This is a genomic window from Actinomadura scrupuli (assembly GCF_050971785.1).
GTDB lineage: Bacteria > Actinomycetota > Actinomycetes > Streptosporangiales > Streptosporangiaceae > Actinomadura_E > Actinomadura_E scrupuli.
The window spans coordinates 185725-210682 of sequence record NZ_JBPCCU010000008.1 but is presented as its reverse complement, the minus strand read 5'-3'; the positions used below and the strand labels follow the sequence as shown (position 1 = coordinate 210682).

General features: G+C 70.8%; 22 protein-coding genes. 6 read left to right on the top strand and 16 right to left on the bottom strand.

Features of this window, described 5'->3' with window-relative positions:
* Nucleotides 1-9: 9 nt before the first annotated feature.
* From ACRYCC_RS31580 to ACRYCC_RS31545, 8 genes are all read right to left on the bottom strand, one after another.
* Entirely contained in the window at nt 10-1365 is a 1356-nt protein-coding gene (locus ACRYCC_RS31580; RefSeq protein ID WP_433817395.1) for a M24 family metallopeptidase, read from the bottom strand.
* 146 nt (nt 1366-1511) lie between these two features.
* Nucleotides 1512-2573 (bottom strand): alcohol dehydrogenase catalytic domain-containing protein, encoded by a 1062-nt coding sequence (locus tag ACRYCC_RS31575; protein WP_433817394.1) that lies wholly within the window; start codon nt 2571-2573, stop codon nt 1512-1514.
* A 48-nt stretch (nt 2574-2621) separates the two neighbouring features.
* Nucleotides 2622-5135, bottom strand: a complete 2514-nt coding sequence (locus ACRYCC_RS31570; protein ID WP_433817393.1) for an ATP-binding cassette domain-containing protein — start codon at nt 5133-5135, stop codon at nt 2622-2624.
* An 84-nt stretch (nt 5136-5219) separates the two neighbouring features.
* Nucleotides 5220-6326: a substrate-binding domain-containing protein gene (locus ACRYCC_RS31565; RefSeq protein WP_433817392.1), complete on the bottom strand. Its 1107-nt coding sequence runs from the start codon at nt 6324-6326 to the stop codon at nt 5220-5222.
* A 150-nt stretch (nt 6327-6476) separates the two neighbouring features.
* Nucleotides 6477-7553, bottom strand: a complete 1077-nt coding sequence (locus tag ACRYCC_RS31560) for an ABC transporter permease (protein ID WP_433817391.1) — start codon at nt 7551-7553, stop codon at nt 6477-6479.
* A gap of 375 nt (nt 7554-7928) precedes the next feature.
* Complete coding sequence (locus ACRYCC_RS31555) at nt 7929-8999, bottom strand: zinc-dependent alcohol dehydrogenase (RefSeq protein WP_433817390.1); 1071 nt, start codon at nt 8997-8999, stop codon at nt 7929-7931.
* Nucleotides 8996-9976 carry a zinc-dependent alcohol dehydrogenase gene (locus ACRYCC_RS31550; RefSeq protein ID WP_433817389.1) on the bottom strand — a complete coding sequence of 327 codons (981 nt, stop codon included), beginning with the start codon at nt 9974-9976 and terminating at the stop codon, nt 8996-8998. The genes ACRYCC_RS31555 and ACRYCC_RS31550 overlap by 4 nt, the downstream gene beginning before the upstream one ends.
* Before the next feature lie 93 nt (nt 9977-10069).
* A complete protein-coding gene (locus tag ACRYCC_RS31545) occupies nt 10070-10960 on the bottom strand; it encodes a helix-turn-helix domain-containing protein (RefSeq protein WP_433817388.1) in 891 nt (296 codons plus the stop codon).
* A 300-nt stretch (nt 10961-11260) separates the two neighbouring features.
* On the opposite strand from ACRYCC_RS31545, the gene ACRYCC_RS31540 reads away from it, so the two are divergent.
* Nucleotides 11261-12337 (top strand): SDR family oxidoreductase, encoded by a 1077-nt coding sequence (locus ACRYCC_RS31540; RefSeq protein WP_433817387.1) that lies wholly within the window; start codon nt 11261-11263, stop codon nt 12335-12337.
* Between the two features lie 87 nt (nt 12338-12424).
* Here the strand turns inward: ACRYCC_RS31540 and eboE are convergent, their stop codons facing one another.
* From eboE to ACRYCC_RS31525, 3 genes are all read right to left on the bottom strand, one after another.
* Nucleotides 12425-13654: a metabolite traffic protein EboE gene (eboE, locus tag ACRYCC_RS31535; protein ID WP_433817386.1), complete on the bottom strand. Its 1230-nt coding sequence runs from the start codon at nt 13652-13654 to the stop codon at nt 12425-12427.
* 126 nt (nt 13655-13780) lie between these two features.
* Entirely contained in the window at nt 13781-14152 is a 372-nt protein-coding gene (locus ACRYCC_RS31530; protein ID WP_433817385.1) for a YybH family protein, read from the bottom strand.
* Between the two features lie 117 nt (nt 14153-14269).
* A complete protein-coding gene (locus ACRYCC_RS31525; protein WP_433817384.1) occupies nt 14270-16219 on the bottom strand; it encodes a potassium transporter Kup in 1950 nt (649 codons plus the stop codon).
* Nucleotides 16220-16499: 280 nt separating this feature from the next.
* Here ACRYCC_RS31525 and ACRYCC_RS31520 point away from each other — a divergent pair, with 280 nt between their 5' ends.
* On the top strand, nt 16500-16844 hold the full coding sequence (locus ACRYCC_RS31520) for an STAS domain-containing protein (protein ID WP_433817383.1): 345 nt from the start codon (nt 16500-16502) through the stop codon (nt 16842-16844).
* A gap of 11 nt (nt 16845-16855) precedes the next feature.
* On the opposite strand, the gene ACRYCC_RS31515 is transcribed toward ACRYCC_RS31520, so the two are convergent.
* Nucleotides 16856-17713, bottom strand: coding sequence for an SDR family oxidoreductase (locus tag ACRYCC_RS31515; protein ID WP_433817382.1), 858 nt, complete (start codon nt 17711-17713; stop codon nt 16856-16858).
* Nucleotides 17714-17818: 105 nt separating this feature from the next.
* Here ACRYCC_RS31515 and ACRYCC_RS31510 point away from each other — a divergent pair, with 105 nt between their 5' ends.
* From ACRYCC_RS31510 to ACRYCC_RS31500, 3 genes are all read left to right on the top strand, one after another.
* A complete protein-coding gene (locus ACRYCC_RS31510; protein ID WP_433817381.1) occupies nt 17819-18211 on the top strand; it encodes a winged helix-turn-helix transcriptional regulator in 393 nt (130 codons plus the stop codon).
* A 90-nt stretch (nt 18212-18301) separates the two neighbouring features.
* Complete coding sequence (locus tag ACRYCC_RS31505) at nt 18302-19060, top strand: hypothetical protein (RefSeq protein ID WP_433817380.1); 759 nt, start codon at nt 18302-18304, stop codon at nt 19058-19060.
* The gene (locus ACRYCC_RS31500) at nt 19051-19938 is read left to right on the top strand and encodes a transporter substrate-binding domain-containing protein (protein WP_433817379.1); all 888 of its coding nucleotides are present in this window, start codon (nt 19051-19053) and stop codon (nt 19936-19938) included. Before ACRYCC_RS31505 ends, ACRYCC_RS31500 begins: the two co-directional genes overlap by 10 nt.
* Here the strand turns inward: ACRYCC_RS31500 and ACRYCC_RS31495 are convergent.
* The 4 genes from ACRYCC_RS31495 to ACRYCC_RS31480 form a co-directional block, all read right to left on the bottom strand.
* Nucleotides 19908-20801 carry a helix-turn-helix transcriptional regulator gene (locus tag ACRYCC_RS31495; protein ID WP_433817378.1) on the bottom strand — a complete coding sequence of 298 codons (894 nt, stop codon included), beginning with the start codon at nt 20799-20801 and terminating at the stop codon, nt 19908-19910. The two genes, ACRYCC_RS31500 and ACRYCC_RS31495, sit on opposite strands and share 31 nt — an antisense overlap.
* Nucleotides 20802-20979: 178 nt before the next feature.
* The gene (locus ACRYCC_RS31490) at nt 20980-21351 is read right to left on the bottom strand and encodes a VOC family protein (RefSeq protein WP_433817377.1); all 372 of its coding nucleotides are present in this window, start codon (nt 21349-21351) and stop codon (nt 20980-20982) included.
* A gap of 810 nt (nt 21352-22161) precedes the next feature.
* On the bottom strand, nt 22162-23457 hold the full coding sequence (locus tag ACRYCC_RS31485) for a sensor histidine kinase (RefSeq protein ID WP_433817376.1): 1296 nt from the start codon (nt 23455-23457) through the stop codon (nt 22162-22164).
* Entirely contained in the window at nt 23454-24140 is a 687-nt protein-coding gene (locus tag ACRYCC_RS31480) for a response regulator transcription factor (RefSeq protein ID WP_433817375.1), read from the bottom strand. Before ACRYCC_RS31480 ends, ACRYCC_RS31485 begins: the two co-directional genes overlap by 4 nt.
* 114 nt (nt 24141-24254) lie before the next feature.
* Between ACRYCC_RS31480 and ACRYCC_RS31475 the strand changes: the two genes are divergently transcribed.
* On the top strand, nt 24255-24947 hold the full coding sequence (locus ACRYCC_RS31475; protein ID WP_433817374.1) for a PASTA domain-containing protein: 693 nt from the start codon (nt 24255-24257) through the stop codon (nt 24945-24947).
* Nucleotides 24948-24958: the final 11 nt, after the last annotated feature.

The following is a 24958-nucleotide window of genomic DNA, read 5'->3' as shown; positions in this document are numbered from 1 at the left end:
TCCCTGCTTCTAGCCGTCGTGCGCGGCGCGGTGGCGGTTGTTGACGTGCGACTGGCTGTCGCGTTCGGTGGGGAGCGCGCCGCCCGTGGTGTAGTAGCGCCGCCCGGCGACGAGCAGGTCCTCGGCGGGGAACTTGGTGATCACCTGGGCGCCCTCGGCGGTGACCACGATCTCCTCCTCGATGCGCGCCGCGCCCCAGCCGTCGGCGGCCGGCCAGTAGGTCTCCAGGGCGAAGACCATGCCCTCCTCGAGCACCTCAGGGTGGTCGAGAGAGACGAGGCGGCTGAAGATGGGCTTCTCCCAGATGGACAGGCCCACCCCGTGGCCGTACTGGAGGCCGAACGCCGCCTCCTCGTCGGCGAACCCGAACTCCTGCGCGGCCGGCCACACGCTCACGATGTCCGCCGTCGTCGCACCGGGCTTGACCAGCTCGATCGCCGCGTCGATGTACTCGCGGCAGCGCTTGTACGCGTCGACCTGCGCCCGCGAGGCGCTGCCGACGGCGAAGGTGCGGTAGTAGCAGGTCCGGTAGCCCATGAAGCTGTGCAGGATGTCGAAGAAGGCGGGGTCTCCGGGCCGGATGAGGCGGTCGCTGTACACGTGCGGGTGCGGCGAGCAGCGCTCCCCGGAGATGGCGTTGACGCCTTCGACGTGCTCTGACCCCAGGTCGTAGAGCACCTTCGAGACCAGGCCGACGGCCTCGTTCTCGCGGACACCCGGACGCAGGAAGCCGTAGAGCTCGTCGTAGGCCGCGTCGACCATGGACGCCGCGGTGGTGAGCAAGCCGATCTCGTCGGCGGTCTTGATGCGCCTGGCCTCGAGGAAGACCTGCTGACCGTCCACGACCTCCAGCCCCTTGGCGCGCAGTGCCGAGAGGATCGGCATCTCGATGATGTCGACGCCGATCGGCTCACGGTGCAGGCCATACCGCTCCAGCTCAGCGTAGATCTTGTCGGCGACCGCCTCCGCGATCCCGGCGTCGGGATGGAAGGCACCGCGCAGCACCGAGATTCCGGCGCGCGCACCGCTGGTGCCACGGGCCCCCTCGGCCACGTCCTCGCCGGTGCGGTAGTCCAGCCACGGCGCGGAGAGCTGGTGGTGCCGGGCGGCCGACCCGAAGTCCCACAGCACCGGCTCGCCGCCCCGGGGCAGCAGCGCGAAGCGGATCAGCTTGTCCATCGCCCAGGTACCGATGTGCGTCGAGGTCATGTACCTGATGTTGTGGAAGTCGAAGGTGAGGAGGGCCCCCACCTCCGAACCGTCGAGATGCGCCTTGAGCCGGCCGAGCCGCTCGGTGCGCAAGCGGTCGACGTCGATGCGCTTCTCCCAGTCAACGACGTTCATTCCGAACGTGGCCGTTCCCATGTCAAGCCCCTCTCCTTGGTCCGCGAGCCGTGCGGCTCGACGGACCTCGCACTTGCCGTGTCTGCGCCGGCGCACTATCGGCCTCAGGCGCGACGGTCGTACGCATTGGATGTTGTGGATGGACGAACACTGCGGGGGGACCCTCGTCAGGGCAGCGTGACGAGAATCTTCAGCTGGTCGCCCGCCGGGTCGACGAGGACGTCGAAGCCCTTGGTGACGACCTCCTCGAGGCCGATCTGACCGGTCACGACCTTCTCCACCGGGTACTTCCCCGACGCGACCAGCCGGATGACGCGCGGCCAGTCGGTGATCCGGTAGCACCAGCTCCCGATGAGGGAGAGATCCTTCTCCGACAGGGCCATGGCGTCGATGGTGGCCGGTCGGGTGTGCAGGCCGGTCTGGACGACGGTGCCCGAGCGCCGCGTCCGGCTGATGCAGGTGGCCAGACCGGGAGTGGAGCCCGAGCACTCCACCGCCACGTCCACGCCGAGGCCGTCGGTGAGCTGGTCGACCAGTTCCGCGAAGCCCTCGTCCGCCGGATCCAGCACGGGCCCCACGTCCAGGGTGCGGGCGAACGCCGCGCGAGCGGGGTTCGGCTCGGCGACGATCACGGTGCCGGCGCCGAGCGCGTCCGCGTACAGCGCCGACAGCGCCCCGATCGGTCCCGCGCCGGTGACGAGCACCACGTCGCCGCCGCCGACACCGCCCCGGTCCACCCCGTACGCCGCGACGGCCGCCGGCTCGATGACCGCCGCCGCGAGCTCCGAGACGGCCGCGGGCACCCGGGTCACCTGGTACTCCTTGAGGACCGCGTAACGGGCCAGCCCACCGGTCTCGGCGCTCAGCCCGGTACAGGCGAATCTGACGCACAGGTGTCCCTGCCCCCGCCGGCAGAACGCGCACCGGCCGCAGACGATGGCCGGCATGACCGACACCCTGTCCCCGACCACGACATCGGTCACCTCGCGGCCGGTCTCCACGACGCGTCCGGCGAACTCGTGCCCGAGGATCTGAGGGAGCGTGACTCCGGTCAGCGGGTGCGGCGTCGTCGGTGTGACGATGGGGCCCACGACGTACTCGTGCAGGTCCGTACCGCAGATCCCGCAGTGCGCGACCTCGACGAGCACCTCATCGTCGGCCTTCAGGGTCGGCTCGGGGACGTCTTCGAGTCTGATGTCCCGCTTGCCATGAAAACGAGCTGCACGCATTCTGTGCCTCCTTGCAATGTGTTCGAGGGGCCTCCGCCCACGGACCGGTCAGCCGAGCACCGTTCTGCGGGAGCCGTGGCGGGCCTTGGTGTACACCCCGGCGGCGACCAGGATGAGGAAGCCCTGGAAGAAGTACTGCCAGGCCTGGCTGAGGTCGAGGAACGTGGTGGCGTTGAGGATCTGCTGGATCAGCGCGGCTCCGAGCAGGGTGCCGACGAAGGAGCCACGGCCGCCCAGCAGGCTCGCGCCGCCCAGGACCACCGCGGTGATGCTCGTCAGCGTGTAGCCCACGCCCTGGGCCGGATCCCCCACCCCGATCTGCGCCATGAGCATGACCGCGCCGAGGAAGGTCAGACCCGAGCAGGCGACGTAGGCCAGCACGTGGGCGCGGTCGACCTTCACCCCCAGCCGGCGCGCCGACTCCTCGTCGGAGCCCACGGCCCGCAGTCCTCGTCCGGCACGCGTCACCCGGAGCACGACCTCGAGCCCGGCGCCGAGCACACAGGCCACGAGGAACGCCACGGGCACCACACCGACCTGCTTCGTGATCAACGCCGAGACGTCGGCGTTGATGTAGCCCCCCTGGAAGGGGCGGAGTAGAAGTGAGATGCCCTGGATCGCGATGTAGGTGGTCAGGGTCGCCGCGACGGCCGTGAAACCTCCGAACCGGACCAGCAGGCCGTTGAGCAGGCCGGTGGTGAGGGCGACGACCAGCATGAGAGCGAGGGCCGCCGCCATCACCAGGCCGGACTTGTGATCGTTGACGAAGAAGGAGGCCACCACCACGAGCAGGCCGGCCAGGGGCCCGACCGACAGGTCGATCCCGCCGGTCATGATCACGATGGTCTGCCCCATGCTGATGAAGGCCAGGGCGGTCAGCAGCGTCAGCACGGACGTGACGTTGAAGGGGGCGAGATACCGGGCGTTCTGCTCGTAGGTGAACAGCCCCAGCAGGATGATCACGGACGCCAGCACCAGGCTGGGCGCGTAGTCGCCCTTGAGCATCTTCGCCAGCCGGCCCGTCGCGGAGCCGCGACTCCCCGTCGTGGCGCGGCGCCCGGCCGGGTCGTCCTTACGGTGGGCGGTCGCCCGGACGAACGAGGTGGTGATGCGCTCCTCGGTGACGTCGGCCCCGGTGAGCTCCTCGACGACCTGGCCGCGGGAGAACACCAGGACGCGGTCGCAGACGCCTTCGAGCTCCTTGGCGTCGGAGGAGACCATGACGACCGGTACGCCCGTCGCCGCGACCTCGCGCAGGATGCGGTAGATCTCCGCCCTGGCGCCGATGTCGACGCCCTGGGTCGGCTCATCGGCCAGGAGCATGTCCGGTGCGGCGAGCAGGGCCCTGGCCATCACGACCTTCTGCTGGTTGCCTCCCGACAGGGAGGTGACCGGGGCCTCGATCGTGGCCGTTCGCACCGCCAGCCTGTCGACCTCGGCCTGGACGGCGTCGCGCTCGCGGCCGGGATCGACGATGCCCCGGCGGCCGAGGGCCGACAGAGCGTTGATCACCGTGTTCTCGCGGACCGACATCGTGCGGAACAACCCGTCACGGAGGCGGTCGGCCGGCATGTACGCCGCCCGCGCGGCCAGCCGGCCGCCCGAGTACGTCCTGCCGCCCAGCTCGACCTCGCCCGTCGCGTGGGAGCGGCCGCCGAGTGCCCGCAGGAACTGGCTCTGGCCGTTGCCGACCACACCGGCGAGCCCCACCACCTCTCCCCGTCGCGCGCTGAGATCGACGTCGTGGAAACCCGCCCCGCTCAGCCCGCGGACCGTGAGGACGACGGGCGCCGAGTCCAGGCCCTCCCCCTTCGGCGGGAAGGTGGAGCTCAGGCCCCGCCCGACGATGAGCCGGAGCATGTCGGCGTCGGAGAGCTCACCGACCGCGGAGGTGCCTCGCACCTGCCCGTCACGCAGGACCGTGACGTGGTCGGCGACCTCACGAAGCTCGGCGAACCGGTGGGTGATGTAGACGACCGCGGTACCGCGCGCCGCCGCCAGCCGTACCTGGTCGAACAGAAGCCCGACCTGATCCGCGCCGAGGGGGGCGGTGGGCTCGTCGAGGATGAGCACGCGAGGTTCCAAGGCGATCGCCTTCGCCACCTCGAGCAGCTGCTTCTGGGCGATGGTCAGCGAGTCCACCCGGTCCGCGAGCCCGAAGTCGGCGCCCACCCGCTGGAGGAGCTCGCGCATCCAGGCGCGGGCGTCCTCCGCCGCGCCGAGGATGGCCGCGGGGATGGCGATGCGGATGTTCTCCGCCACGGTCATGTCCGGCAGCACCGCCGGGTGCTGGTGCACGATGGCGATGCCCAGGCTGGTCGCCAGGAGCGGGGTCAGGGCGGCGATGTGCTCGCCCGCGATCTCGATTCGTCCCGTGTCGGGCACCGTCGTGCCGCTCGCGACCCCCATCAGCGTCGACTTGCCCGCCCCGTTCTCGCCGAGCAGGGCGTGCACCTGCCCGGCGTGGACGTCGAGCGAGACGTCCTTCAGGGCCTGCACGCCCCCGTAACTCTTGGAGACGCCGCTGAGCCGGAGCAGCGGAACCGAAGTGTCAATGTCCACGGTCTACCTCTTACCGAAGTGCATGGTCCCGGCCGTGGGAGGCCTGTGACGCGGGGCCTCCCACGGCCGCTGGAGGGACCGCGGCTACTTGAGCGCCGCGGCCTGCTGGTCGTGTGTCAACGAGCTGGACAGGAAGGCGTCCATGGAGAGCGTGGTGTCGCACTTCGGCGCGTGGGGCGTCCCGCTCACCGAGTCCTCGAAGGCGGTCTGGGGGTACATCGTCGAGGACGGGACCTTGCCTCCGGTCGCCTTGGCGACGGCGTAGTCGATGGCCAGCCGGGACATGGCGTTCTGCGAGGAGACCGTGAAGAGCTTGAACTGCGGGGCGGCCGCCTTACGTTTCTGCCACTGGCAGGCCAGCATGTTCGAATCCTCCGTCGCCACCGCCGGGATCTTCCGTCCGGCCTGGTCGAAGGCGCTGAACGAGCTGGCCAGGGCCGACCCGAAGTCCGTCGTGACCGCGTCGATCTGGGGGTTCTTGGCGAGCGCCGCGGTGACGACCTTCTGCGTCTGGGCCGGATCCCAGTTGGTGACCTCGTACGGGGTCTGGCCGACGAACTTGATGCCCGGGTAGTCCTTGAAGACGCTCACCATGCCCTCGTACTCGGCCTGGCTCTGCGAGTTGGCCGGGGGGCCGCCGAGGTTGAGGATGTTGCCCTTGCCGTTGAGGGTCTTGGCGAGCCACTTGCCCCACAGGACGCCCGCCTGCTTGAAGTCGGTGTCGATGAAGGCGTCGTAGTCGGTGCCGGGCCGGCCACCGGGGTTGACCCGGTAGGGCACCGTCACCACCCCCGCCTTCTTGGCGCTGCGCAGGGCGGGGAGCATCGCCTGGCCGGCGTCGGGGAACACGACCAGGGCGCTGACGCCCTTGGCGACGTAACCCTGGATGTCGGAGATGGCCTTCTGGGTGTTGCCCTGCCCGTCGGAGTACGAGAAGTCAGTGATGCTCGGGCACTTGGACACCTCGTCCTTGGCCTCGGCGGTCGTGACCCGCCGCCAGTTGTTGCCGCCGAATCCGTCGGTGAGTGCGAGGCTGGCCTTCTTGGAACCGCACCATGAGGGTGCGTTGCCGACCGGCCCTCCGGCGGTACCGGAGTCGGAGCCCGAGCTGGAACCGCCACAGGCGCTGATCGCGAGCGTGCCGACGCCGACGAGTGCGACGAGCAGCTTGTGCGCATGCTTTCTGGCCATGTGCACCATTCCCTTCTGTTGACCGCCCGACGGCGCCGGTACGGGGTGTGAGCGTGTGGCAGGGTCGGAAGGCGGGAGTCCGCGTTCGATGAGGTGAAGTGAGGTGAGGTGAGGTGAGGCAGGGGCGGCGAGCGCCGCCGTACCGCGTCGTCAGGAGAGCCGGGGGGCCGAGACGGGGCGTCTGGGGCGGATGAGCGCGGCCACCCGATTCCAGCGGACGCTGTAGACGGCGACGCCGAGAGCGAGGGTCGCCGCCTCGACCAGGTTCTTGACCGCGGTGTTCACCCCGATCGTGAGCACGAGCTGGTCGAGCTGGCTCAGGAACAGCGCGGCGACCGCGCTGGCGACCGGGCTCCCCTTGCCGCCCAGCAGGGAGGTACCTCCCAGGACGACGGCCGCGACGGAGGGGAGCAGCAGCGGATCCCCCTGGAAGGCGCTGGGCGCGGTGACCACACCGGCGAGCAGCACCCCGCCCGTGCAGTACAGCAGCGAGGCCCAGACGTAGGCCGCGAGCTGGTGGCGGCCGACCCGCAGTCCCGTGGCGCCGGCGGCGGCCGCGTTGTCGCCGACCGCCTCGAACCGGCGGCCGGCGACCGAGCGTTTGACGGCGAAACCGGCCACGGCGGTCACGGCGATCGCGAACAGGACCGCGTTGGGAACGACCAGGAGGTCTCCGGCCACGATCGAGTGCAGCGCCGAGGTGGTGTTGCGCGGAGTACCTCCCGAGATACCGAGCACACCCGCGTAGAGCAGGGCGTTGGTGCCGAGGGTGGTGACGATGGCCGGCATCCGCAGCCGGCTCACGATCAGACCGGTCAGCAGCCCGGTGGCCAGGGCGACCGCGTAGGCCAGCAGGACGGCGGGAAGCAGCTTGGCGTTGTCCCCGTTGGGCTCGTGCGTAACGATGATCACGCTGAGGGAGACCATGCCGGGCACGGAGAGGTCGATCCCACCCTGCTGGATGACCAGGGTCTGGCCGACCGCTATGACGGCCAGGACGGCCGCGAACGGGAGCATTCCGAAGAAGGAGCTGCGGCTCATGCTCTCCGGCTGCACCAGGGCGCTGATCGCGAACAGCACCGCGGTCGCCACGAGAATGGTGCGCAAGCCGCGCGAGGCCCGGATCTGCCGGCGGTGGATGTTCACCTCCGGCGGACGCGAGTGGGGGTCCGCTTGCTGGGAGGTCGCGGCGGTGCCCCCTTCGCGGCCGCCTCTGATCTCGCTCATCGTGCCTCCCACGCTCACGGCCGCAATGCGACCGAATCAATCAGTTCATGTCCCCGTAACAGCGTTGAGTAATACTGAACACTGCCCCGTGGGCCCGTCAAGAGGTTGATGGTCACGACTTCATTTAGTGCGCTGACCGTGAACATTCATGGATTGCGTCGCCGGATCGATCGAGCACAGGGACGCCATGAACAGGAAGGACAGGACCCACTGCGGCCCGGACGGCAGCCGGGATCAGGGCGGCGACGACCTGGCCGTCGCCGCCCTGAGACCGTTCACTGCCGTCGCCCGGGCATGCGTTCAGCGACAGCGGACATGCCGCTGCCGAGCTTCCCGCTCGATCAGCTCATGCAGAGGCCGGGCGGGCCGCCTGGGTCACGCCCAGGGATCCACCAGGACCTTGCCGCGGAGCCGGCGCTGCAGGAGTGCGTCCAGCCCCTCCGGGACCAGGTCGTCGAGGCCGATGACCCGCTCGAGCACGAGCTCCGCGAGCGATCCGTCCGTCAGCAGGTCCAGTGCCTCAGGCATGTCCTCGCCGCACACGTGCGCGACGGTCGTGCTGACGTCGACCTCGCGCAGGGTGGCCTCGGCCAGTTCGATCGGCTGCGGCCCGTGCGGCAGGCCGACCAGCAGCACCCGGCCTCCCCGGGCGGCCATCCGCACGGCCCGCTGCGCCGACCCGTCGGCGCCGGTCGCCTCGACGACCACGTCCGCCCCCGCGCCGCCCGTCAGCTCCCGCACGAGCGGCACGGGGTCGAGCCCGCCGACGTCGTGGGTCTCGGTCGCGCCGAGACGCCCGGCCATCGCCAGCCGCTCCGGGTCCACGTCGAGAGCGATGATGCGCCCGGGCCGATGACCGGTCAGCCCGCACAGGGCGAAGGACCCGATCGCCCCGGCCCCGACGAGGACGACCGTGTCGCCCTCCTCCACACCTGCCCTGCGCGCGGCGTGCAGGCCGACCGCGAGCGGCTGCGCCAGCCCCGCCGAATCGTCACCGCAGTCGTCCGGCACGAGCACGCAGGTCGAGGCAGGAACCACCGCGTACTGCGCCATCCCGCCGTCCGCGCTCAGCCCGAGCGTCCAGTAGCCGGCGCACAGGTTGGTCCGGCCCTTGCGGCACCAGCGGCATTCTCCGCAGGAGACGCCCGCGCCGGTGGCCACCCGCTTGCCCAGCAGGCCCTCGGCACCCGGCCCGCTCTCGACGACGAGGCCGGCGAACTCATGGCCGAGGATGATCGGCCCGCGGTGGCCGCTGCCGGGGTGCCTCGACCGCAGCGGCACCATCATCGGACCGTGATCGTACTCGGAGGCGTCGGTGCCGCAGATCCCCGAACGCAGCACCCGGACGAGCACCTCGGACGCGCCGGGGGCCGGCACCGGGCCGCTCTCGATGCGGACGTCCCGCGGCCCGTGGTAGCGGGCCGCGCGCATCATCCGGGTGCTCATCGACCGGCCTCCGAGACCAGGTGCACCTTGACCTGCCCAGGGTCGTGGTGCGCGAGTTCCACCGCGGTCACCGCCTCGGGCAGCGGCACCGTGGTCGTGATCGCCGGCGACAGGTCGAGGCCGGTACGGGCCATGAAGGCGAGGGTCCGCGGCCACACTCCCGGGGAGCCGATGGTCCCCCGGATCTGCAGTTCCTTGGACTGGATCAGCCCGAGTTCGGCGAGGGCCCGGTCCCCGACGTTGATGCCGATGTTCACCAGCCGGGCACGGAAGGCCGCGACCTCGAGGGCGGCCGCCATGGCGGCCGGTCTCCCGGAGGCCTCGATCACCACGGAGGCGCCGCGTCCCGCGGTCTCGGCGAGCACCGCGTCGGCCAGGCCCTCCCGCGTCGGGTCGAGGTGGACCTCGGCGCCGAGGCTCCCGGCGAGAGCGGCGCGGTCGGCTGACGGCTCAATGATGATCACGCGGGCCCGCTTGGCCGCGGCGGCCGCCACGACGCCGAGACCGATCGGGCCGGCGCCGAAGACCGCGACGGTGTCGCCCGCGTCGAGGTCGTCGGCCCGGAGAGTGGCGTAGTACCCGCAGCTGAACGGCTCCACCAGCGCGCCCTGCGCCCAGCTCATGCCGTCGGGCATCCGGTGCAGCCATTCCGGCCGGGCGACGAAGAACTCTGCCGCGGCGCCACTGATGCTGAACCCGAAGTGGTCGCTGCCGATCACGCACTCTCCGACGACCCGGTCCCCCACGCTGAGGCCCGTCACGTCCTTGCCGGTCTCGACCACCTCACCGGCCCATTCATGGCCGGGGATCACCGGATACCGGAACGGAATGATGTAGCGGCCTTCGAGCAGTTCGATGTCGGAGTGGCAGATTCCCACGGCCCTCGATGCGACGAGCACCTCATCGGCCCCGATCTGCGGGATCGGTAGATCGTCCACTCTGGCGCGCGCGTCGCCGACGAATCGGAGTGCCTTCACAATCCCCTCCATGCAACTGTGGGAGCGGCGGCCGTCGGGCGCGCTCCATTGCTGGAGGAGCGTATGATCACACTTGACGTCCGTCAAGCGTCACTACACAGCACCCTGCTGATGCAGGTTGTTGCGACCCCGCACGAACCACACGGCCTCCACCGGCTCGTCTCCCACGTTCGACAGGCGATGGGGGGTGGAGGAGTCGAACGAGATCGCCTCTCCCGGGCCGATCAGGTACGTCTCGAAGCCGAGAGTGATCTCCAGCCTGCCGCGGATGACGTAACCGTACTCCACGCCCGAATGCCTGGTCAGGCGCTCATCCAGGGTCGAACTGCCGCCGACGTCGTACCGGACGAACAGAAAGTCGATCGCCGCCTCGTGCATGGTCGAGAGCTGTTCCCACACGACGCCGGAGTCGAGGACGAGGCGGCGCCGATTCTGCGGGGTCACCACCGGCGACGCGGACTCGCGGCCATCGCGCGGCTCGGCGGGGGCGGTGCCGGCCGTGGACGCGGGCGCGTGCTCGGCGGCGGCGGGCCACGTGCCGTGCCGCCGGCGACCGCCGGCGACCGCAGGGTCCTGCCCGGCCTCGTGCCCGGCCTCGTCCCCGGAGGCGGCGGGCCTGGCGTCGTCGGGCCGCTCCTCTCGCCCCCCGCCCTGTCCGGCGAACAGCTCGTCGATGGACAGGTCGAGCTTGCTGCAGATCAGGTAGAGGGTGGCGACGGACGGCTGGGTCTTGCCGGTCTCCACCTGGCTGAGGAACGAGGCCGAGACGCCGAGGTCACGGGCGAGCTTGCGCAACGACAGGCCGGCCTCCGTCCGCCGCGCGCGGAGCCGTTCGCCCATCCCGTTCACGGCCTGGTGCTGCGCCTGACGACGGCCCTCCGGACCCGACTGCTCCCGGTCCGCGGCCTGTTCGGACGACGGCGCCGGGACACGGTGTGACCTGTGCTCCGGAGTGCCGGAGAGCTTCTCGGGCGTTGCCGGCACCGTGGACTCCTTCGCGTGACACCCTCACGCGGACCCGACCGGGCCCACGCGTACTTCACCTGTAGCCGTGCAGCGGTAATGAACAGACTACACTCACCTCCGCCGACCGGCCCGCGAACGACCGTCCGCGCGGGGCTCCCGGCCGGTCCGGGGATGCGGGCGGGGCACGATGCGTTCACTCCTACTTGACGATGTCCTTCCCGGCGGCCCACACTGTCCGCGCGCACCCGGGGTCACGGGACCGCAGGTGCGAACGGCCGGCGAACCCGCCGTCGGCCGAAGCGGAAGGGAAGACCACTCGTGGACGACAGGACAGCACTCGTCATCGGTTCCACCGGCATCTCCGGCGGCAACCTCGCCCGGTACCTCGTGGACGCCGGATGGGCGGTGCACGGGGTTTCCAGATCGGGGGCCGGCGACCCCGAGGGCGTCAACCCCGTCACCGTCGACGTTCTCGACGCGGACGCCGTACGGGCCGCCCTGGCCGGGCTGAACCCCACCCACGTCTTCTACTGCACGTGGTCGCGACGCCCGACGGAGGCGGAGAACTGCCTTGTCAACACCGCCATGCTGCGCAACGTCCTGGACGCCCTGGAGGACGACCGGGAGCTCTCGCACGTGGCCCTCGTGACCGGGCTCAAGCACTACCTGGGCCCGTTCGAGGCATACGCCCGGACGCCGATGGAGACGCCGTTCCGCGAGGAGCAGCCTCGCCTGCCCTACCAGAACTTCTACTACGACCAGGAGGACGTGCTGTTCGAGGCCGCGGCACGGCGCGGTTTCACCTGGTCGGTGCACCGGCCGCACACCATGATCGGCTGGGCGCTCGGCAACGCGATGAACATGGGCGTCACCCTCGCCTTCTACGGCAGTATCTGCCGGGAGACCGGAGCTCCGTTCGTCTTTCCCGGCTCCCCCCAGCAGTACAACGGCATCACCGACATCACCGACGCGCGGCTCCTCGCGAAGCAGCTCGTGTGGGCCGCCACCACCCCCGCCGCGGCCGGCCAGGCGTTCAACACGGTCAACGGTGAGGTGTTCCGCTGGCGTCAGATGTGGCCGGTGGTCGCGGCCGGTCTCGGGGTGGAGCCCGCCCCCTACCCCGGTCACGCCCAGCCCCTGGAGCCGCGGCTGGCCGGCGGGCAGCCGCTGTGGGACAAGATCGTCGCCAAGTACGGCCTGGTACCCGGCGACGTCGACCGGCTGGCGTCCTGGTGGCACACCGACGGAGATCTCGGCCGTGAGGTCGAGACCTTCGCCGACATGTCGAAGAGCCGGCGCTACGGGTTCATGGAGTACCAGGATTCGGCGAGGTCCTTCCTCGACCTGTTCGACACCCTGCGCGCCCAGCGCCTGATCCCGCCGCTCCAGAGCTGAGCCCGGGCGGCGTCCTCCCCAGGGCGCCGCCGGAGTTCGATGAGGTGGGCAGGGCGGGCCCACGGGGGTGGACCGCCCTGCCCACGCTCACCTCCCCGCAGCCGCCCGCCGGCCGTTCTGACCGGCCAGCCGCGCGCGCACCCACTCCAGCTCGCGGGAGAGATAGTCCACGATGTCGCCGTCCTTGAACTGCTCGGGGAGGACGTCCCAGGTGTAGGTCTCGATCTCCAGGTGAGCCGACTGCGGCCGCGTCGCGTGCACGCGCAGCGCGTCCTCCAGCGCGAACCGGGTCGTGTGGAACGGCCCGAGCCGGTCGAGGAAGACCGGCACGTGGAAGTGCGTGCGCCACTCTGCCGGGCCCGGGTCCTCGTGCCAGGCCGCGATCGCATCCTCCAGGTTGAGGAACTTGCGCAGGACGCCGTCCCGCAGCTGGGTCGTCTGGCTCAGGTAGATGGTGTCGGTGAGGCGTTCGAGCTCCGCCACGGCCTGCGCGGTGACCTCGGGCACCCGGAGCGCGGCGGCCTCCTGCAGCTTGAACACCGGGATCCCCGCCGCCTCGAGCGCGGCGAGGGACGCCGGAATGTCCTCGAACCCGACCGCCTGATGGCAGACGTCGAACACCACTCCGAGGTGGCGGCGCAGCGCCGCATGGGCCTCCGACATCGGTACGCCCGCCAGGTCCGCGAAGGCGCCGGTGCCGGCGGCCGAGTACACGTGCCGCTGGAAGTAGGCGACGGTCTCCTGCGTCGTCTCGAGGTGGCAGGCGGGTTCCGGCTCCAGCGCGAGCGTCACGCGCCTGCCCGTCCGCCGTTCCAGATCCAGCAGGTGAGCCACGACCCGCAGCAGATTCCGGGTCAGCCGCCGGACGTCCGCCGCGCCGTGCACGTTGCGGGCGAACGCCAGGGGAGCCGACTGGATGCTCGGGTTCACGTGGGCGGGCGACACCTCCGCGAGGATGTCCGCGACCTGGCACGTGTAGCGGACCCGGTCCTCCGTCCGCCAATCCGGCTCGTAGACCTGCTCCTTCACGAGCCGCCCCTTGAAGGGGCCGTAGGGAAAGGCGTTCACGGTGTACAGGTAGAGCCCGTTGGCCGCCAGGAACTCCCGCAGCTCCCGCCGCCGGCCGGGCTCGTCGGTGAGGTGGCTCGCCGACGCGGCCGACAGCCGCAACGACACCCCGAAGGGGGCCTCAGGGCTGACCCGCCGCTTCACCCGCGGTACGAAGTCCGCCAGGCTCTCCCGCATCTCGTCCCACGTGTCACCCGCGTGCACGAGCGTCGAGTACGTGAGGTGCCCGAGACCGTCACCAAGATCCATCAGTAGCCCTTCGATCACAGCGGCGTCCGGCACGGATCGCCGGGGCACCATCGTAGAGTGCTACTGAACACCCTTGTCCATACCTAGCGAACACCACTCCGGCCACACCGCCGCGCAGGGCCCGCGCTACGGCTGCGAGCGCGTGGGCGTGACGAACTCGGGCTGGTCGAGCAGGCGCAGCCAGCTTCCGTCCGGCTGGCGCCGGACGACCTGCGCGCGGGCACCCGCCCCGTCCTTCGGCGGGGTCGAGGTCAGGGCGATGTCGCCGCTGACCAACGTCGGCAGCGACGGCTCCGGCTCGAAACGGGGACGGCCGGCCAGCACCTTCTCCCACAGCGCGCGGATCGCCTCGCGGCCCACCGTCCGGCCGCCCGGCGGGTAGGCCATCACCGCATCCTCTTCGTAGAGCGCGGCGACCCCGGCCGCGTCACCGGCGTTGGACCGTTCGACGAACAAGCGGGTGAGGTCTTCGGGCCGCATGGCCTTCTCGTACTCCATGGATTCCTCCTGCCGTAGGGCTTCGACGCTCACCAGCGTGGCCGCCCACGGATCAGAAGTCCAACAGATGGTTCTGATGGAATCCAGAATCAGCAGTCATGGAGCGGAGAAGGGCGATCAGATGTCGACCTGTGATCCCATGACGACGGTTCGCGGCTCGGGCAGGCCGAAGTACTCGGCCGGGCTGGCCGCGTTGTGGGCCATGACGAGGAAGAGCCTCTTGCGCCACTGACGCATGCCGGGAGCGTCGGTGACGCACAGCGACACCCGCGACAGGAAGTAGGAGGCGGCGTCCGGGTCGATGTCGATCTCGGTGCCCGGGCGCGCCAGGTCCGAGACCGCCCGCCGCAGGGCCGCGGGAATGTCCTGTTCGTCCTGGAAACCGCACTCGAGAGTCACGTGGACGATGCCGTCGTCCCGGTAGCCGAGATCATCGATGCTGATCCGTTCCGCCGTGGGGACGTGCGGGATGTTCTGCACGATCGCCGAGACGATCACGACGTGCTCGTGGACGACGTGGTTGTGTTCGTAGTTCGTGCGCAGGGCCAGCGGCGTGGTCTGCTTCGTCGAGTGGGGGAACACCGCGGTCCCCGGTACCCGAAGGACGTTCGCGCCCCGGATCTCCTCGACGAACTCGGGGAGCGCGCCTTCCTTCTTCGTACGGCGTTCGCTGACGATCCGGCCGCCACGCTGCCAGGTCTGCATGATCGTGAATACGGATACGGCGATCAGCAGCGGGAGCCAGCCGCCGTGCACGACCTTGGTCAGATTGGCCGCGAAGAAGGTGACCTCCGCACCACCGATCACGACCGCCACCAGGACGAGCTTCCACCCGGCCCACTTCCAGCGCGCCCGTGCCACGATCAGGAACAGGGTGGTGGTGATGACGAAGGTCGCGGTGACGGCCACGCCATAGGCCGTGGCCAGGCGCCCCGACGAACGGAAACCGAGCATCAGCGCCAGCACACCGGCGAACAGCGTCCAGTTGACCGCCGGCACGTACACCTGCCCCATCTCCCGCGGCGAGGTGTGGCGAATTCGCAGGTACGGCAGGAAGCCCAGCCGCACCGCCTGCCGCGACACCGAGAAGGCCCCGGTGATCACCGACTGGGAGGCGATCACGGCCGCCGCCGTCGCCAGCACCACCATCGGAAGCCGCGCCCAGCCCGGGAACAGCAGGAAGAACGGATTCGCGATGCTCGCCGGATCACGCAGGATCAGCGCGCCCTGGCCGAGGTAGTTCAGCGTCAGCGCGGGGAAGACCACGGCGAACCAGGCGCGCCGGATGGGCTGCCGGCCGAAATGACCCATGTCCGCGTACAGCGCCTCCGCGCCGGTGATCGCCAGCACCACCGCCCCCATCGCGATGAACGTGATGTAGGGATGGTCGAGCACGAACGCGAGGGCGTACGTGGGCGACAGGCCCGCGAGTATGCCCGGCCGCCGGATGACCTCGTGCAGCCCCCCGGCCGCCAGCGCCGCGAACCAGACCACCATCACCGGCCCGAACAGGCTTCCGACGCGGTGGGTGCCCCACCGCTGCGCCACGAAGAGCGCCGTCAGGATCGCCGCCGCGACCGGGACCACCAGGTGGGACAGGCCGGGCGCGGCCACTTCGAGGCCTTCCACTGCCGACAGCACCGAGATCGCGGGGGTGATCACGCTGTCGCCGTAGAACAGCGAGGCACCGAACACGCCCAGCGCCATCACGGCGGCCGCCCTGCCACGAACCTCACCGAGGACCCGGCGCACCAGCGCGGCCAGTGCCATCACGCCGCCCTCGCCGTCATTGTCGAGGCGCAGGATGAACAGGACGTACTTCACCGACACGATCAGCGTGATCGACCAGAAGACCAGCGAGATCACGCCGAAGACGTCACCGCCGGTCGGGCGGACCGCCCCATGATCGATCGAGAACACCGTGTGCAGGGCGTACAGGGGGCTGGTGCCGATGTCGCCGTAGACGACGCCGAGCGCGGCCAGCATCAGCACCATCTGCCCCGGCCCGCTCACCGGCTTCGCCGCGGAACGGAGCGACGGCTCCGCCGGGCGTTCAGGATCCGTCATGGCGCCATACCTACCCGGCGGGCGCCCCGGCAGCCTCCCGGCCGGCGGGGCCCGGTCCGGCGTCAGCGGGCGCCGGCGTCGCCGATCCGCCGGCCGGTGCCGGGCGACGGACCGTGGGCGCGAGCCTCCGCAAGGCGACCACCGTGTCCCCAGGTCAATGCCCATGATCTCTTTACCCGAGCGATACCGGGCGGATTTCGGCGGCGTGCGAGCATGGTGACGACCGCCGATCAGACCAGGAGCCTTGAAGACCGGGAGATCCGTTGTGGAACTGCTGAGGATGTCCACTCACGCTCATGACTGGTGCACCGTTGTCGCCCTGGCCGGGGAACTCGACCTGTCCACCGCCCCGCAGCTGCGACGGCAGATCCTGCGCAGCCGGACCCGCGGCCCTCACCTGGTCCTCGACCTGGCTCAGCTGACGTTCATGGACACCACCGGCCTGCAGGTCATCATGGACGCGCACACCCAGGCGCTGCCCACCGGCGCGACGGTCGCGGTGGCCGGCCCCGCCGGTGCGCCGTTGCGGCTGCTCCAGATCACCGGACTCCACCACCACCTGCCCGTGTTCACCACGCTGGGCGAGGCGCTGTCCGCGGCCCGCGCCGCGCCCCAGTTCCACTAGCCGGCGGGATGTCAGCCCTTGAGCGCCGCCGCGATCGTGTCGGCGAGCGGAGTGGTCGGGCGGCCGATGAGGCGGGAGAGGTCGCCGCTGCCACCGGCCAGCAGCCCGCGGGAGATCCCGGCCACGTCGACGTCGACCAGGATGTCGGCGAACGGCTCGGGCACGCCGGCGCCGACCAGGATGCCCTTGAACGTCTCGGCGGGCACGTCGAGGTAGCCGACCTCCTTGCCGGACTGCCTCGACAGCTCGGCCGCGTACTCGGGGAGGGCCCACGCCACGTCACCGCTGAGCTCGTACGCCCTGTTCTCGTGGCCCTCGCCGGTCAGGACGGCGGCCGCGGCGGCCGCGTAGTCGGCGCGGGTGGCGGAGCCGACCTTTCCATCCCCGGCGCTGCCGACCACACCGTGCTCCAGGTGGACCGGGATCTGGGCGGTGTAGTTCTCGGTGTACCAGCCGTTGCGGAGGAAGGTGTAGGTCAGACCGGAGTCGAGAATGGCCTGCTCGGTGTCCTTGTGCTCGTCGGCGAGCGCGAAGTCGGCCGCCGGGCCGCCCAGGACGCCGGTGTAGGCGATCCGGGCGATGCCCGCGTCCTGGGCCGCCTTGATCACTGCCGTGTGCTGGGCGGTGCGGCGGCCCATCTCGTTACCGGAGATCAGCAGCACCGTGTCACCGGCCCCGAAGGCACCGGCCAGCGTCTCGGGGGCGTTGTAGTCGGCGATCCGCAGCTCGACGCCGCGCGCCGCGAGGCCGGTGGCCTTTCCGGCGTCCCGTACGACGGCGGCGACGTCGGCGGCGGGAACCTCGGCCAGCAACTCGTCGATGACGAGGCGGCCGAGCTGCCCGGTGGCGCCGGTGACAACGATGCTCATGCTCTGTCCACTCCTGGGTCTCGTGGGTCTTGGGCCCGACGGGAACTAACCCTATGAGTGGTACAGCCTCTATGGTTAGTACCCACTTTGAAGTAAGGTACTGGCATGGACGTAAGCGGCAGTGTCGTACGAGAAGCACCCGACGTCAACGTCGCCACCTGCCCCTCGCGCGTCATGCTCGAGCACGTCACCAGCCGCTGGGGGGTGCTCGTGCTGGGCGCGCTGCTCGAGGGCACCCACCGCTTCAGCCGGCTGCGCCGCCGGGTGGGCGGGGTGAGCGAGAAGATGCTCGCCCAGACGCTGCAGACCCTGGAGCGCGACGGCTTCGTCCATCGCGAGGCGCACCCCGTGATCCCGCCGCGCGTCGAGTACTCCCTCACCCCGCTCGGCGAGGACGCCGCCCGGCAGGTGTGGGCACTGGCCCGCTGGGTCGAGGCCCAGGTCCCGGAGATCCTGGCCGCGCGGGAGGCGTACGACACGGCGAAGGCCGCTACCTGACCGAGCCCGCGGCCAGGAACCGGTTGGCCGAGCCTGGCCTATTTCCACACAGTCCCCGTATCGCTACACACGGTGGACAAGACTGGCCGAATGACTCCCCTCGGACGGTTCAGGAGATGGCGGGACACAAGCCGGTTCTGGACTCATGCGCGCGAGGTCTGGCCGAAGGCGTGGCCCGCGACCGTCATTCTGTTCATCACCTTCTGTGCCATCGGTTTCCTCCTGGCGCAGGGTTCCCAGGAGGCCAACCTGGTCGCGGCGATCGGTATGACCATCGCGATCGTGACCGCCCTGATCCAGGGCAGGGGTGAGGGCGAAGGGCCCGAGCAGGACCGGCGCAGCCTCGGCACGATCGCGATCGCCCTCCCCACCGCGGCCGTCCTGGCCCTGTTCGCCGGCGGGGCGATCTGGCTCTACCGCGGCAACGGCCCGCTGGACGTCCTCGACCGGGTGAGCGTCCAGCAGCCGTCGACCGGACTCGGCTACCCGGTGCCGAAGACCGACCGCGACTTCACCGCGACCGTCGAGATCCGCTCCCCGCGATCGCGGGACCACCTGACGGTGGTGTTCCAGGTGAGCGACCATGACCCGCACCAGCAGAACTGCGTGCCCAACGGCGGCACCCGGCTCGAGGTCACCCTGGACCAGCAGGGCAACCGCCGGACCGTGCGGAGCGGGCTGCAGCCCGGCCGGCCGGTCACCGTCGACTTCACGACACCGCCCCACGCCGTACGGCTGCGCGTGCGGGTGACGAACGAGAAGGACCGGAGCTGTGTCATGAACCTGTCGGTGTCCCGGGCCGTCTACGCCACGTGGCCGAGCTGGCTCTATCCCGCCGCATGGTTCTGACGCTCTCCGCCCGGACGAAATGGGCGCTGGCCGCCGCCGCGGCGGCCAGCGTCGTCCTGATCGTCGCGGCCGTCGCCATCGCCCTGCACGCGGAGCAGCGACGGCTGCTGGTGGGAACGATCACTGTGGGGATCCGGGACCCGTCGACGGACGACGGTGCCCCCGTCAAGCCCGGCATCATGGACCGGGCGCTGCGGGACTTCCTCGTGGCCCGGCTGGGCGTGAAGCTCAACCCGAAGCCCGTCTTCGTCACCGCCGCGGACAGGGAGAGCAAGCTCGTGAGCGGCGCGGTACAGCTCATCATCAGCACCTACTCCATCACCGCCGACCGGGAGAGACAGGTCGCGTTCGTCGGCCCGTACATGCAGACCAGGCAGGCCATCGCCGTGCCGGAGTCCAGCCGCCTGACGACCTTCGCGCAGGCGCGGACGCAGGTCATCTGCACGGCCTGGGGCTCGAACACCGAGCAGAAGTCGCCGTCCGGGTCTCCCTCGCCCGTGGAGGAGCGGGAGTTCCCCGCCTGCTTCGACCGGGTACGCCGCGCGCCGAAGGCCCCTGGCTCGCCGGTCGGCGTGTTCAGCGACCGGATCGTCCTGGAAAGGCATCTTCCGGACGACTTCAAACTGCTGCTCGCCGACGACTCCCAGGGCGCCACGAGCTATTACGGCGTCGGAATGCCGCGCGGCTATCCGGAAGAGTGCGAGCGGGTGTTCGAACTGGTGAAGGAATGGGTCGGCGGCAGGACCTGGGACCGGACCTTCGCGCAGGCCTTCCCCACCCTGGACGCCTCGCAGTACCGGCCGGACCCCGGCTACCTGAGGATTCCCTCGTCCCCCGAAGACTCCGGCTACTCCTGCAGGTCGTCCAGACGCCCCTGAGGCACCGGGCCGGGCCGCACGTCATCCCCCGAGGATCCAGGCGTGCCCGGGGCGGTCAGGGAGGCGAGCAGAGCCAGCTTCTCGGCGCTGCTCGTGCCGGGTTCGGCGTGGTAGACGACGAGCAGCTGACCCTCGGCGCCGCCGATGGCGAGCTTCTCGCGGCGGAGGGTGAGCTCCCCGACCTGAGGGTGACGGATGAGCGTCGGCATCCCCTCACGGGTATGGACGTCGTGGCGGGCCCAGAGCCGCCGGAACCGTTCGCTGGCCAGGGACAGTTCCCCGACGAGCTGGACGAAGCGCGAGTCGTCGGTGTCGGTTCCGACGGACTCGCGGAAGCCGGCGACCAGCCGGGCGCTCGCCTGGTCCCAGTCGGGGTACAGCGCCTGCTCCGCGGGATCGAGGAAGACGGCGCGGAGCCGGTTCTGCCCCTCGCGCAGGTTGGGCGAGAGCGCGCGGGCGAGGCCGTTGGCGGCGAGGACGTCGAAGTACCGGCCCTCGACGAAGCCGGGAAGGCCCAGGACGTCGAGCAGCTGCCGGATGCCGGCCGGTACGGTCTCGCGCCTGGGGCGGCGCCGGCGATGGCGGGGCCGTGGCGTGCCCAGGCTCAGCAGGTAGTCGGTGGCCGCCTGGTCGAGGAGCAGCACGCGCGCGAGCGATTCGAGGACCTGGATCGAGGGGTTGTGGTCCCGGCCCTGCTCGAGCCGGAGGTAGTAGTCCGAGCTGATCCCGGCGAGCATGGCGACCTCTTCGCGCCGCAGACCGGCGACGCGCCGCGTCCCGGTGGCGGGCAGCCCGACGCTGCCGGGCCGGACGAGCTCGCGGCGGGCCCGCAGGTAGTCGCCGAGCATGTTGTTCTCGCTCACATCGACCACGTTATCCCCGTGGATCGTGTGCTTCCTGGCCCTGCCGCTCCCAGGATCGTCGGGGCTCCGCGGCCACTCGCACCAGAAGCAGCCGTGTCGCCGGTCCCGGCCGGCGATCAGCTCTTCCGCCTCCGCGAGCCCGCCGTGGGCCGGTACGCGGTCTCACCACGTCGGCGATCTACTCCGGCCGGTGGCATACGGCCTCGATGTTGTTGCCGTCCGGGTCGCGGACGAAGGCTCCGTAGTAGCCGGGGTGGTATTCGGGCCACAGCCGGGGCTCGTGGAGAACCGTGGTGCCGTGGGCGGTCGCGGCGTCGAAGAAGGCCCGTACGCCGGCCCGGTCGGGCGCGGAGAAGGCGACGTGCGACTCCCGGAAACCGTCGCCGTTGGTCTGGCGGCCGATCCAGAACGTCGGCATCGGCGGGACGCCGTACCCGATCGCGTCACCGAAGTCCATGATGCGCTCCCCGCCCAGCGGAGCCAGGACGGCGTCGTAGAAGGCGGCGCTGGCGGCCAGATCGGCACACTGCATCGACAGATGATCGAGCATCGGCTCATCCTCCCTACGCAGAACTCGATCATGGCATGGCCGGGGGCCGCCCGATGCTGGAACACGTGGAGGGGGGGCGGCAGCCCGGCTTGACCGCCGCCCCCCTGATAGGGGGACGGCCATCCCCTCCCATGTACCGTCCCCGTCATCGCCTCGCCGCAGGAGCATTGCCGCGCGGCGAATCATCAAGATCTGACGCTGCCACGCCGGTGGCTAAGGTGTGGTTAAGCCACCGATAAGCCGCAAGTAAGGCTTCGGTGGGCCGTGGTCCGGCGGGCGAGGGCACGCCGGATCATCGGATCGACTCAGGCCGGACCTCTCGAGAGACACGACCGAGCCGCCTGCGGCAGGCGGGACCCGGAGGCCGCCGGAGCGTGCGCGGCGCGGCCAGCACCGCACCGACACCGACCAGAACACGACGGCGTACGGCCTGGAGACGCCGAGACCGGGGGTCACCCCGGACAAGGCGGGCCGGGGCCGGTACCGGTCGCGGGCGATCTCGGCGGCCCGCAGCGCCCGGATCGAGCGCGGGTCGGCGGGCCGCGTCCCGCCCGGGGGCTTCCACAGCCGGGAGGAGTGGAAGGCACGCCGGCTGAAGTCCCACACCATGAGCCAGGCCGGTGCGGCGTGGCCGAGGAGGGAGGCTGCCGTCTCCCTGCGCCGGATGTCCGGAGCCGAAGGGGAACTCCGCGGAAGACCAGACCCCTCACGCGAGTGCCGTCTCACCGCCACGTGCCGACCTCCGATCCCCGGCACGCCAGGATGCCGAGGGCACCGATAACGGCGGGCTGTGGTGCGGCTAAGACACTGCTAAGGCCGGGACGGTGGTGTGCCGAGTTCGACCAGCACCTGGGCCCCGCCGGCCGGGGAGGTCCCGAGGTACATCGCCCTGCCGGAGGATTCGGCGGTGCGGCGGGCGATGTCCAGGCCGAGACCGCTGGAGGCCGCCGTGCTGGTGCCCCGGTTCAGCAGATACCCGTCGCGGAACCCCGGGCCGTCATCGCTCACGACCAGGCGTACCGGTGAGCCGGGGACGGCAGGGTCGGGTCCCTCCAGCGTGACGGTCAGCGCCGTTCCCTCGGGGGTGTGCGCGAAGACGTTGCCCAGCAGCGCGTCGACGCACGCCGACAGTTCCTCGCCGCCGACCGCCGACGGCACCGGGCGCGTCGGGATGGTGAGGTTCACTTCACGGTTCTGTTCGTCGGCCAGCACCGACCAGAAGGCCACCCGGTCCGTCACGATCTCGGCCGCGTCACAGCTGGTACCGCGGTGCCGGGCGGGCTGCCGGGTCTGCTTGATGAGCTGGGTCACGGTGCGCTCCAGTGCGTCGACCGAGTTGGTGAGCCGTTCGGCCTCCTGGGGATCGCGGAGCGCCTCGGCCTCCAGACGGAGGGCGGTCAGCGGCGTGCGCAGCCGATGTGACAGGTCGGCGGCCGACTCCCGTTCGCCGGCGAGCAGGTCCTCGATCCGGGTGGCGAGGTGGTTGAGGCCGGCGCCCACGTCGCGGATCTCGGGTGGTCCCGCCACGGGCACCCGGGCGTCCAGTTCGCCGCGGGACAGCCGGTGCGACAGCCGCGCCAGCGCGGAGATCTGCCGGACCAGCGAACGGGCCAGCCTGTCGGCGACCAGGAGCGCGAACGCCAGCAGTCCGACTCCGAGCAGCGCCAGGATCGTCCAGGCCTGCGCGACCCCGCGGCGGAGCCGATGGTCGGGGACGAAGCTGCGGATCACCGCCGTACCCTCCGGGCCGCCCTGCACGGCGACCAGGATCTCCTGCCCACCGTTGGCGTCGACGGTGAGGCTGCGGCCACGGGTCGCGAGCTCGATCGCCGGATCACGCGGGGCCGCGGCGCCGGTCGTGGTGCCGTCCGGCCACAGCACCGTGAGCGAGGCGTCGCTCCACGACTGCATCTGCTGGACGGCGACCTCCACGGTCTTCCTGTCGCCGCTCGCCACCACCGGCGCCAGTGACTGGGCCCGCACCGTCGAGGTCGCCATCGCCCTGGTGACCGCGACGTCCCGGACCAGCAGGGCGAGCGGCACCAGGAACGCCAGCAGCACCAGCGAGGTGGTCGCCGCCACCAGCAGTGTGATGCGCCATCTCACTTGGACGGTTCAACGATCTTGATGCCGGAACCGCGTACCGAGCGCAGGTAGCGCGGGGCGGTGGCGGTCTCCCCCAGTTTGCGGCGCAACCACGCGACATGGACGTCGATCGTCTTGTCCGCCCCGCCGTAGGGCACCTGCCAGACCTCGGTGGACAGCTCGCGCTTGGAGACGACCTGGCCCGCCCGGGCCATCAGGTAGTGCAGCAGGTCGAACTCCTTGGGCGAGAGTTCGAGCACCTGCCCCTCCAAGACCGCCTCCCGCGCCTTCGGGCGCACGCACAGCCCGCCGATCCGTACCTCGTCCTCCCCGCCGGTCCCCTCCTCCGCACGACGCAGCACCGCACGGATGCGCGCCTCCAGTTGCCCGGCGCCGAACGGTTTGACCACGTAGTCGTCCGCACCGGCGTCCAGCACCTGAACCATCGTCCGCTCGTCGTCGCGGGCGGTGGCCACGATGATCGGCACCGTGCTCACCGCCCGCAGCATCCGCAGCAGCTCACAGCCGTCCAGATCGGGCAGTCCCAGATCCAACACGACCAGATCGGGGTGCGTCTCCATGGCCCGGCGCAGGCCCTCCATCGCCGTGGGCGCGGACGACACCACGTGCCCGCGCTCCGACAGCGCCCGGACCAACGCGCTCCGCACGGGTGGATCGTCCTCGATCAGCAGCAGTTGAATCACGGGCCAAAGCTAACCGTCCCGCTCCGGCCTGTATGACGGAATTCGTGCGACTTACCTGCATATATTTCCGGTCTTAGCCGTTTCTTAGGGCTGGTCATGGCACAGTCGCTGCCCATGAACCGCCGCATGCTGTTCGTCTTCGCGACCTGGGCCGCCACCGCGGGCACCGCGGTGGCGGCCGGCGCGGTGGCCATCACCGTGCTCGGTGAAGGGATCACCGACCGGGCCGGTCAGCCCATGACCTCGGCCGACGTGCAGCGTGCCCTTGCCCAGCCCTACCAGAGCCCGTCCGCGGCGTCCTCGCCCCTCTCCTCGGTCTCACCCCCGGTCGCCGCCGGCCCGGCCCCCCGGACGACCGCGCCGCAGGCGGGCGGCGTCACCCGCGGCCTGGCCTCGGCAGGCGGCGACGTCATCGCCCGCTGCGACCACGGCTCCGCCTACCTGATCTCGTGGACGCCGGCACAGGGGTACGGCACCGGGTACGCGGGCCGAGGACCCGCCGACCGGGTCACCGTACGTTTCCAGGGAGGCGGTCGCCAGGTCACGATGGTCATCGTCTGCCGCGATGGGCAGCCCGTCCTGGACGGTGGCCCCGCCGCCCCCGGCGGCACCCGCGACGGAGTGCAGGACGACCAGGTCACGGTGCCGAACGTGGTCGGACAGACCTATGACCGGGCTGTGGCGGCCCTCAAGGCTGCCGGCCTGCGGGCCAAACGCCACGGGCGCCCGTTCAGCGGCCCGGTCACCGGCCAGGACCCGCAGGGCGGCCGCGCCGCACGCGGCTCCGTCGTCAAGATCTGGGGATGACCCCGCGCACC

What these genes read in the sequence shown, in the direction of transcription:
- ACRYCC_RS31525 (WP_433817384.1), bottom strand. Translation starts at nt 16,219, where the DNA reads ATGACGGATCCTGAACGCCCGGCGGAGCCGTCGCTCCGTTCCGCGGCG.
- ACRYCC_RS31555 (WP_433817390.1), bottom strand. Translation starts at nt 8,999, where the DNA reads ATGAGCACCCGGATGATGCGCGCGGCCCGCTACCACGGGCCGCGGGAC.
- ACRYCC_RS31490 (WP_433817377.1), bottom strand. Translation starts at nt 21,351, where the DNA reads ATGCTCGATCATCTGTCGATGCAGTGTGCCGATCTGGCCGCCAGCGCC.
- ACRYCC_RS31515 (WP_433817382.1), bottom strand. Translation starts at nt 17,713, where the DNA reads ATGAGCATCGTTGTCACCGGCGCCACCGGGCAGCTCGGCCGCCTCGTC.
- ACRYCC_RS31560 (WP_433817391.1), bottom strand. Translation starts at nt 7,553, where the DNA reads ATGAGCGAGATCAGAGGCGGCCGCGAAGGGGGCACCGCCGCGACCTCC.
- ACRYCC_RS31575 (WP_433817394.1), bottom strand. Translation starts at nt 2,573, where the DNA reads ATGCGTGCAGCTCGTTTTCATGGCAAGCGGGACATCAGACTCGAAGAC.
- ACRYCC_RS31475 (WP_433817374.1), top strand. Translation starts at nt 24,255, where the DNA reads ATGAACCGCCGCATGCTGTTCGTCTTCGCGACCTGGGCCGCCACCGCG.
- ACRYCC_RS31505 (WP_433817380.1), top strand. Translation starts at nt 18,302, where the DNA reads ATGACTCCCCTCGGACGGTTCAGGAGATGGCGGGACACAAGCCGGTTC.
- eboE (WP_433817386.1), bottom strand. Translation starts at nt 13,654, where the DNA reads ATGGATCTTGGTGACGGTCTCGGGCACCTCACGTACTCGACGCTCGTG.
- ACRYCC_RS31510 (WP_433817381.1), top strand. Translation starts at nt 17,819, where the DNA reads ATGGACGTAAGCGGCAGTGTCGTACGAGAAGCACCCGACGTCAACGTC.
- ACRYCC_RS31500 (WP_433817379.1), top strand. Translation starts at nt 19,051, where the DNA reads ATGGTTCTGACGCTCTCCGCCCGGACGAAATGGGCGCTGGCCGCCGCC.
- ACRYCC_RS31530 (WP_433817385.1), bottom strand. Translation starts at nt 14,152, where the DNA reads ATGGAGTACGAGAAGGCCATGCGGCCCGAAGACCTCACCCGCTTGTTC.
- ACRYCC_RS31565 (WP_433817392.1), bottom strand. Translation starts at nt 6,326, where the DNA reads ATGGCCAGAAAGCATGCGCACAAGCTGCTCGTCGCACTCGTCGGCGTC.
- ACRYCC_RS31580 (WP_433817395.1), bottom strand. Translation starts at nt 1,365, where the DNA reads ATGGGAACGGCCACGTTCGGAATGAACGTCGTTGACTGGGAGAAGCGC.
- ACRYCC_RS31520 (WP_433817383.1), top strand. Translation starts at nt 16,500, where the DNA reads ATGTCCACTCACGCTCATGACTGGTGCACCGTTGTCGCCCTGGCCGGG.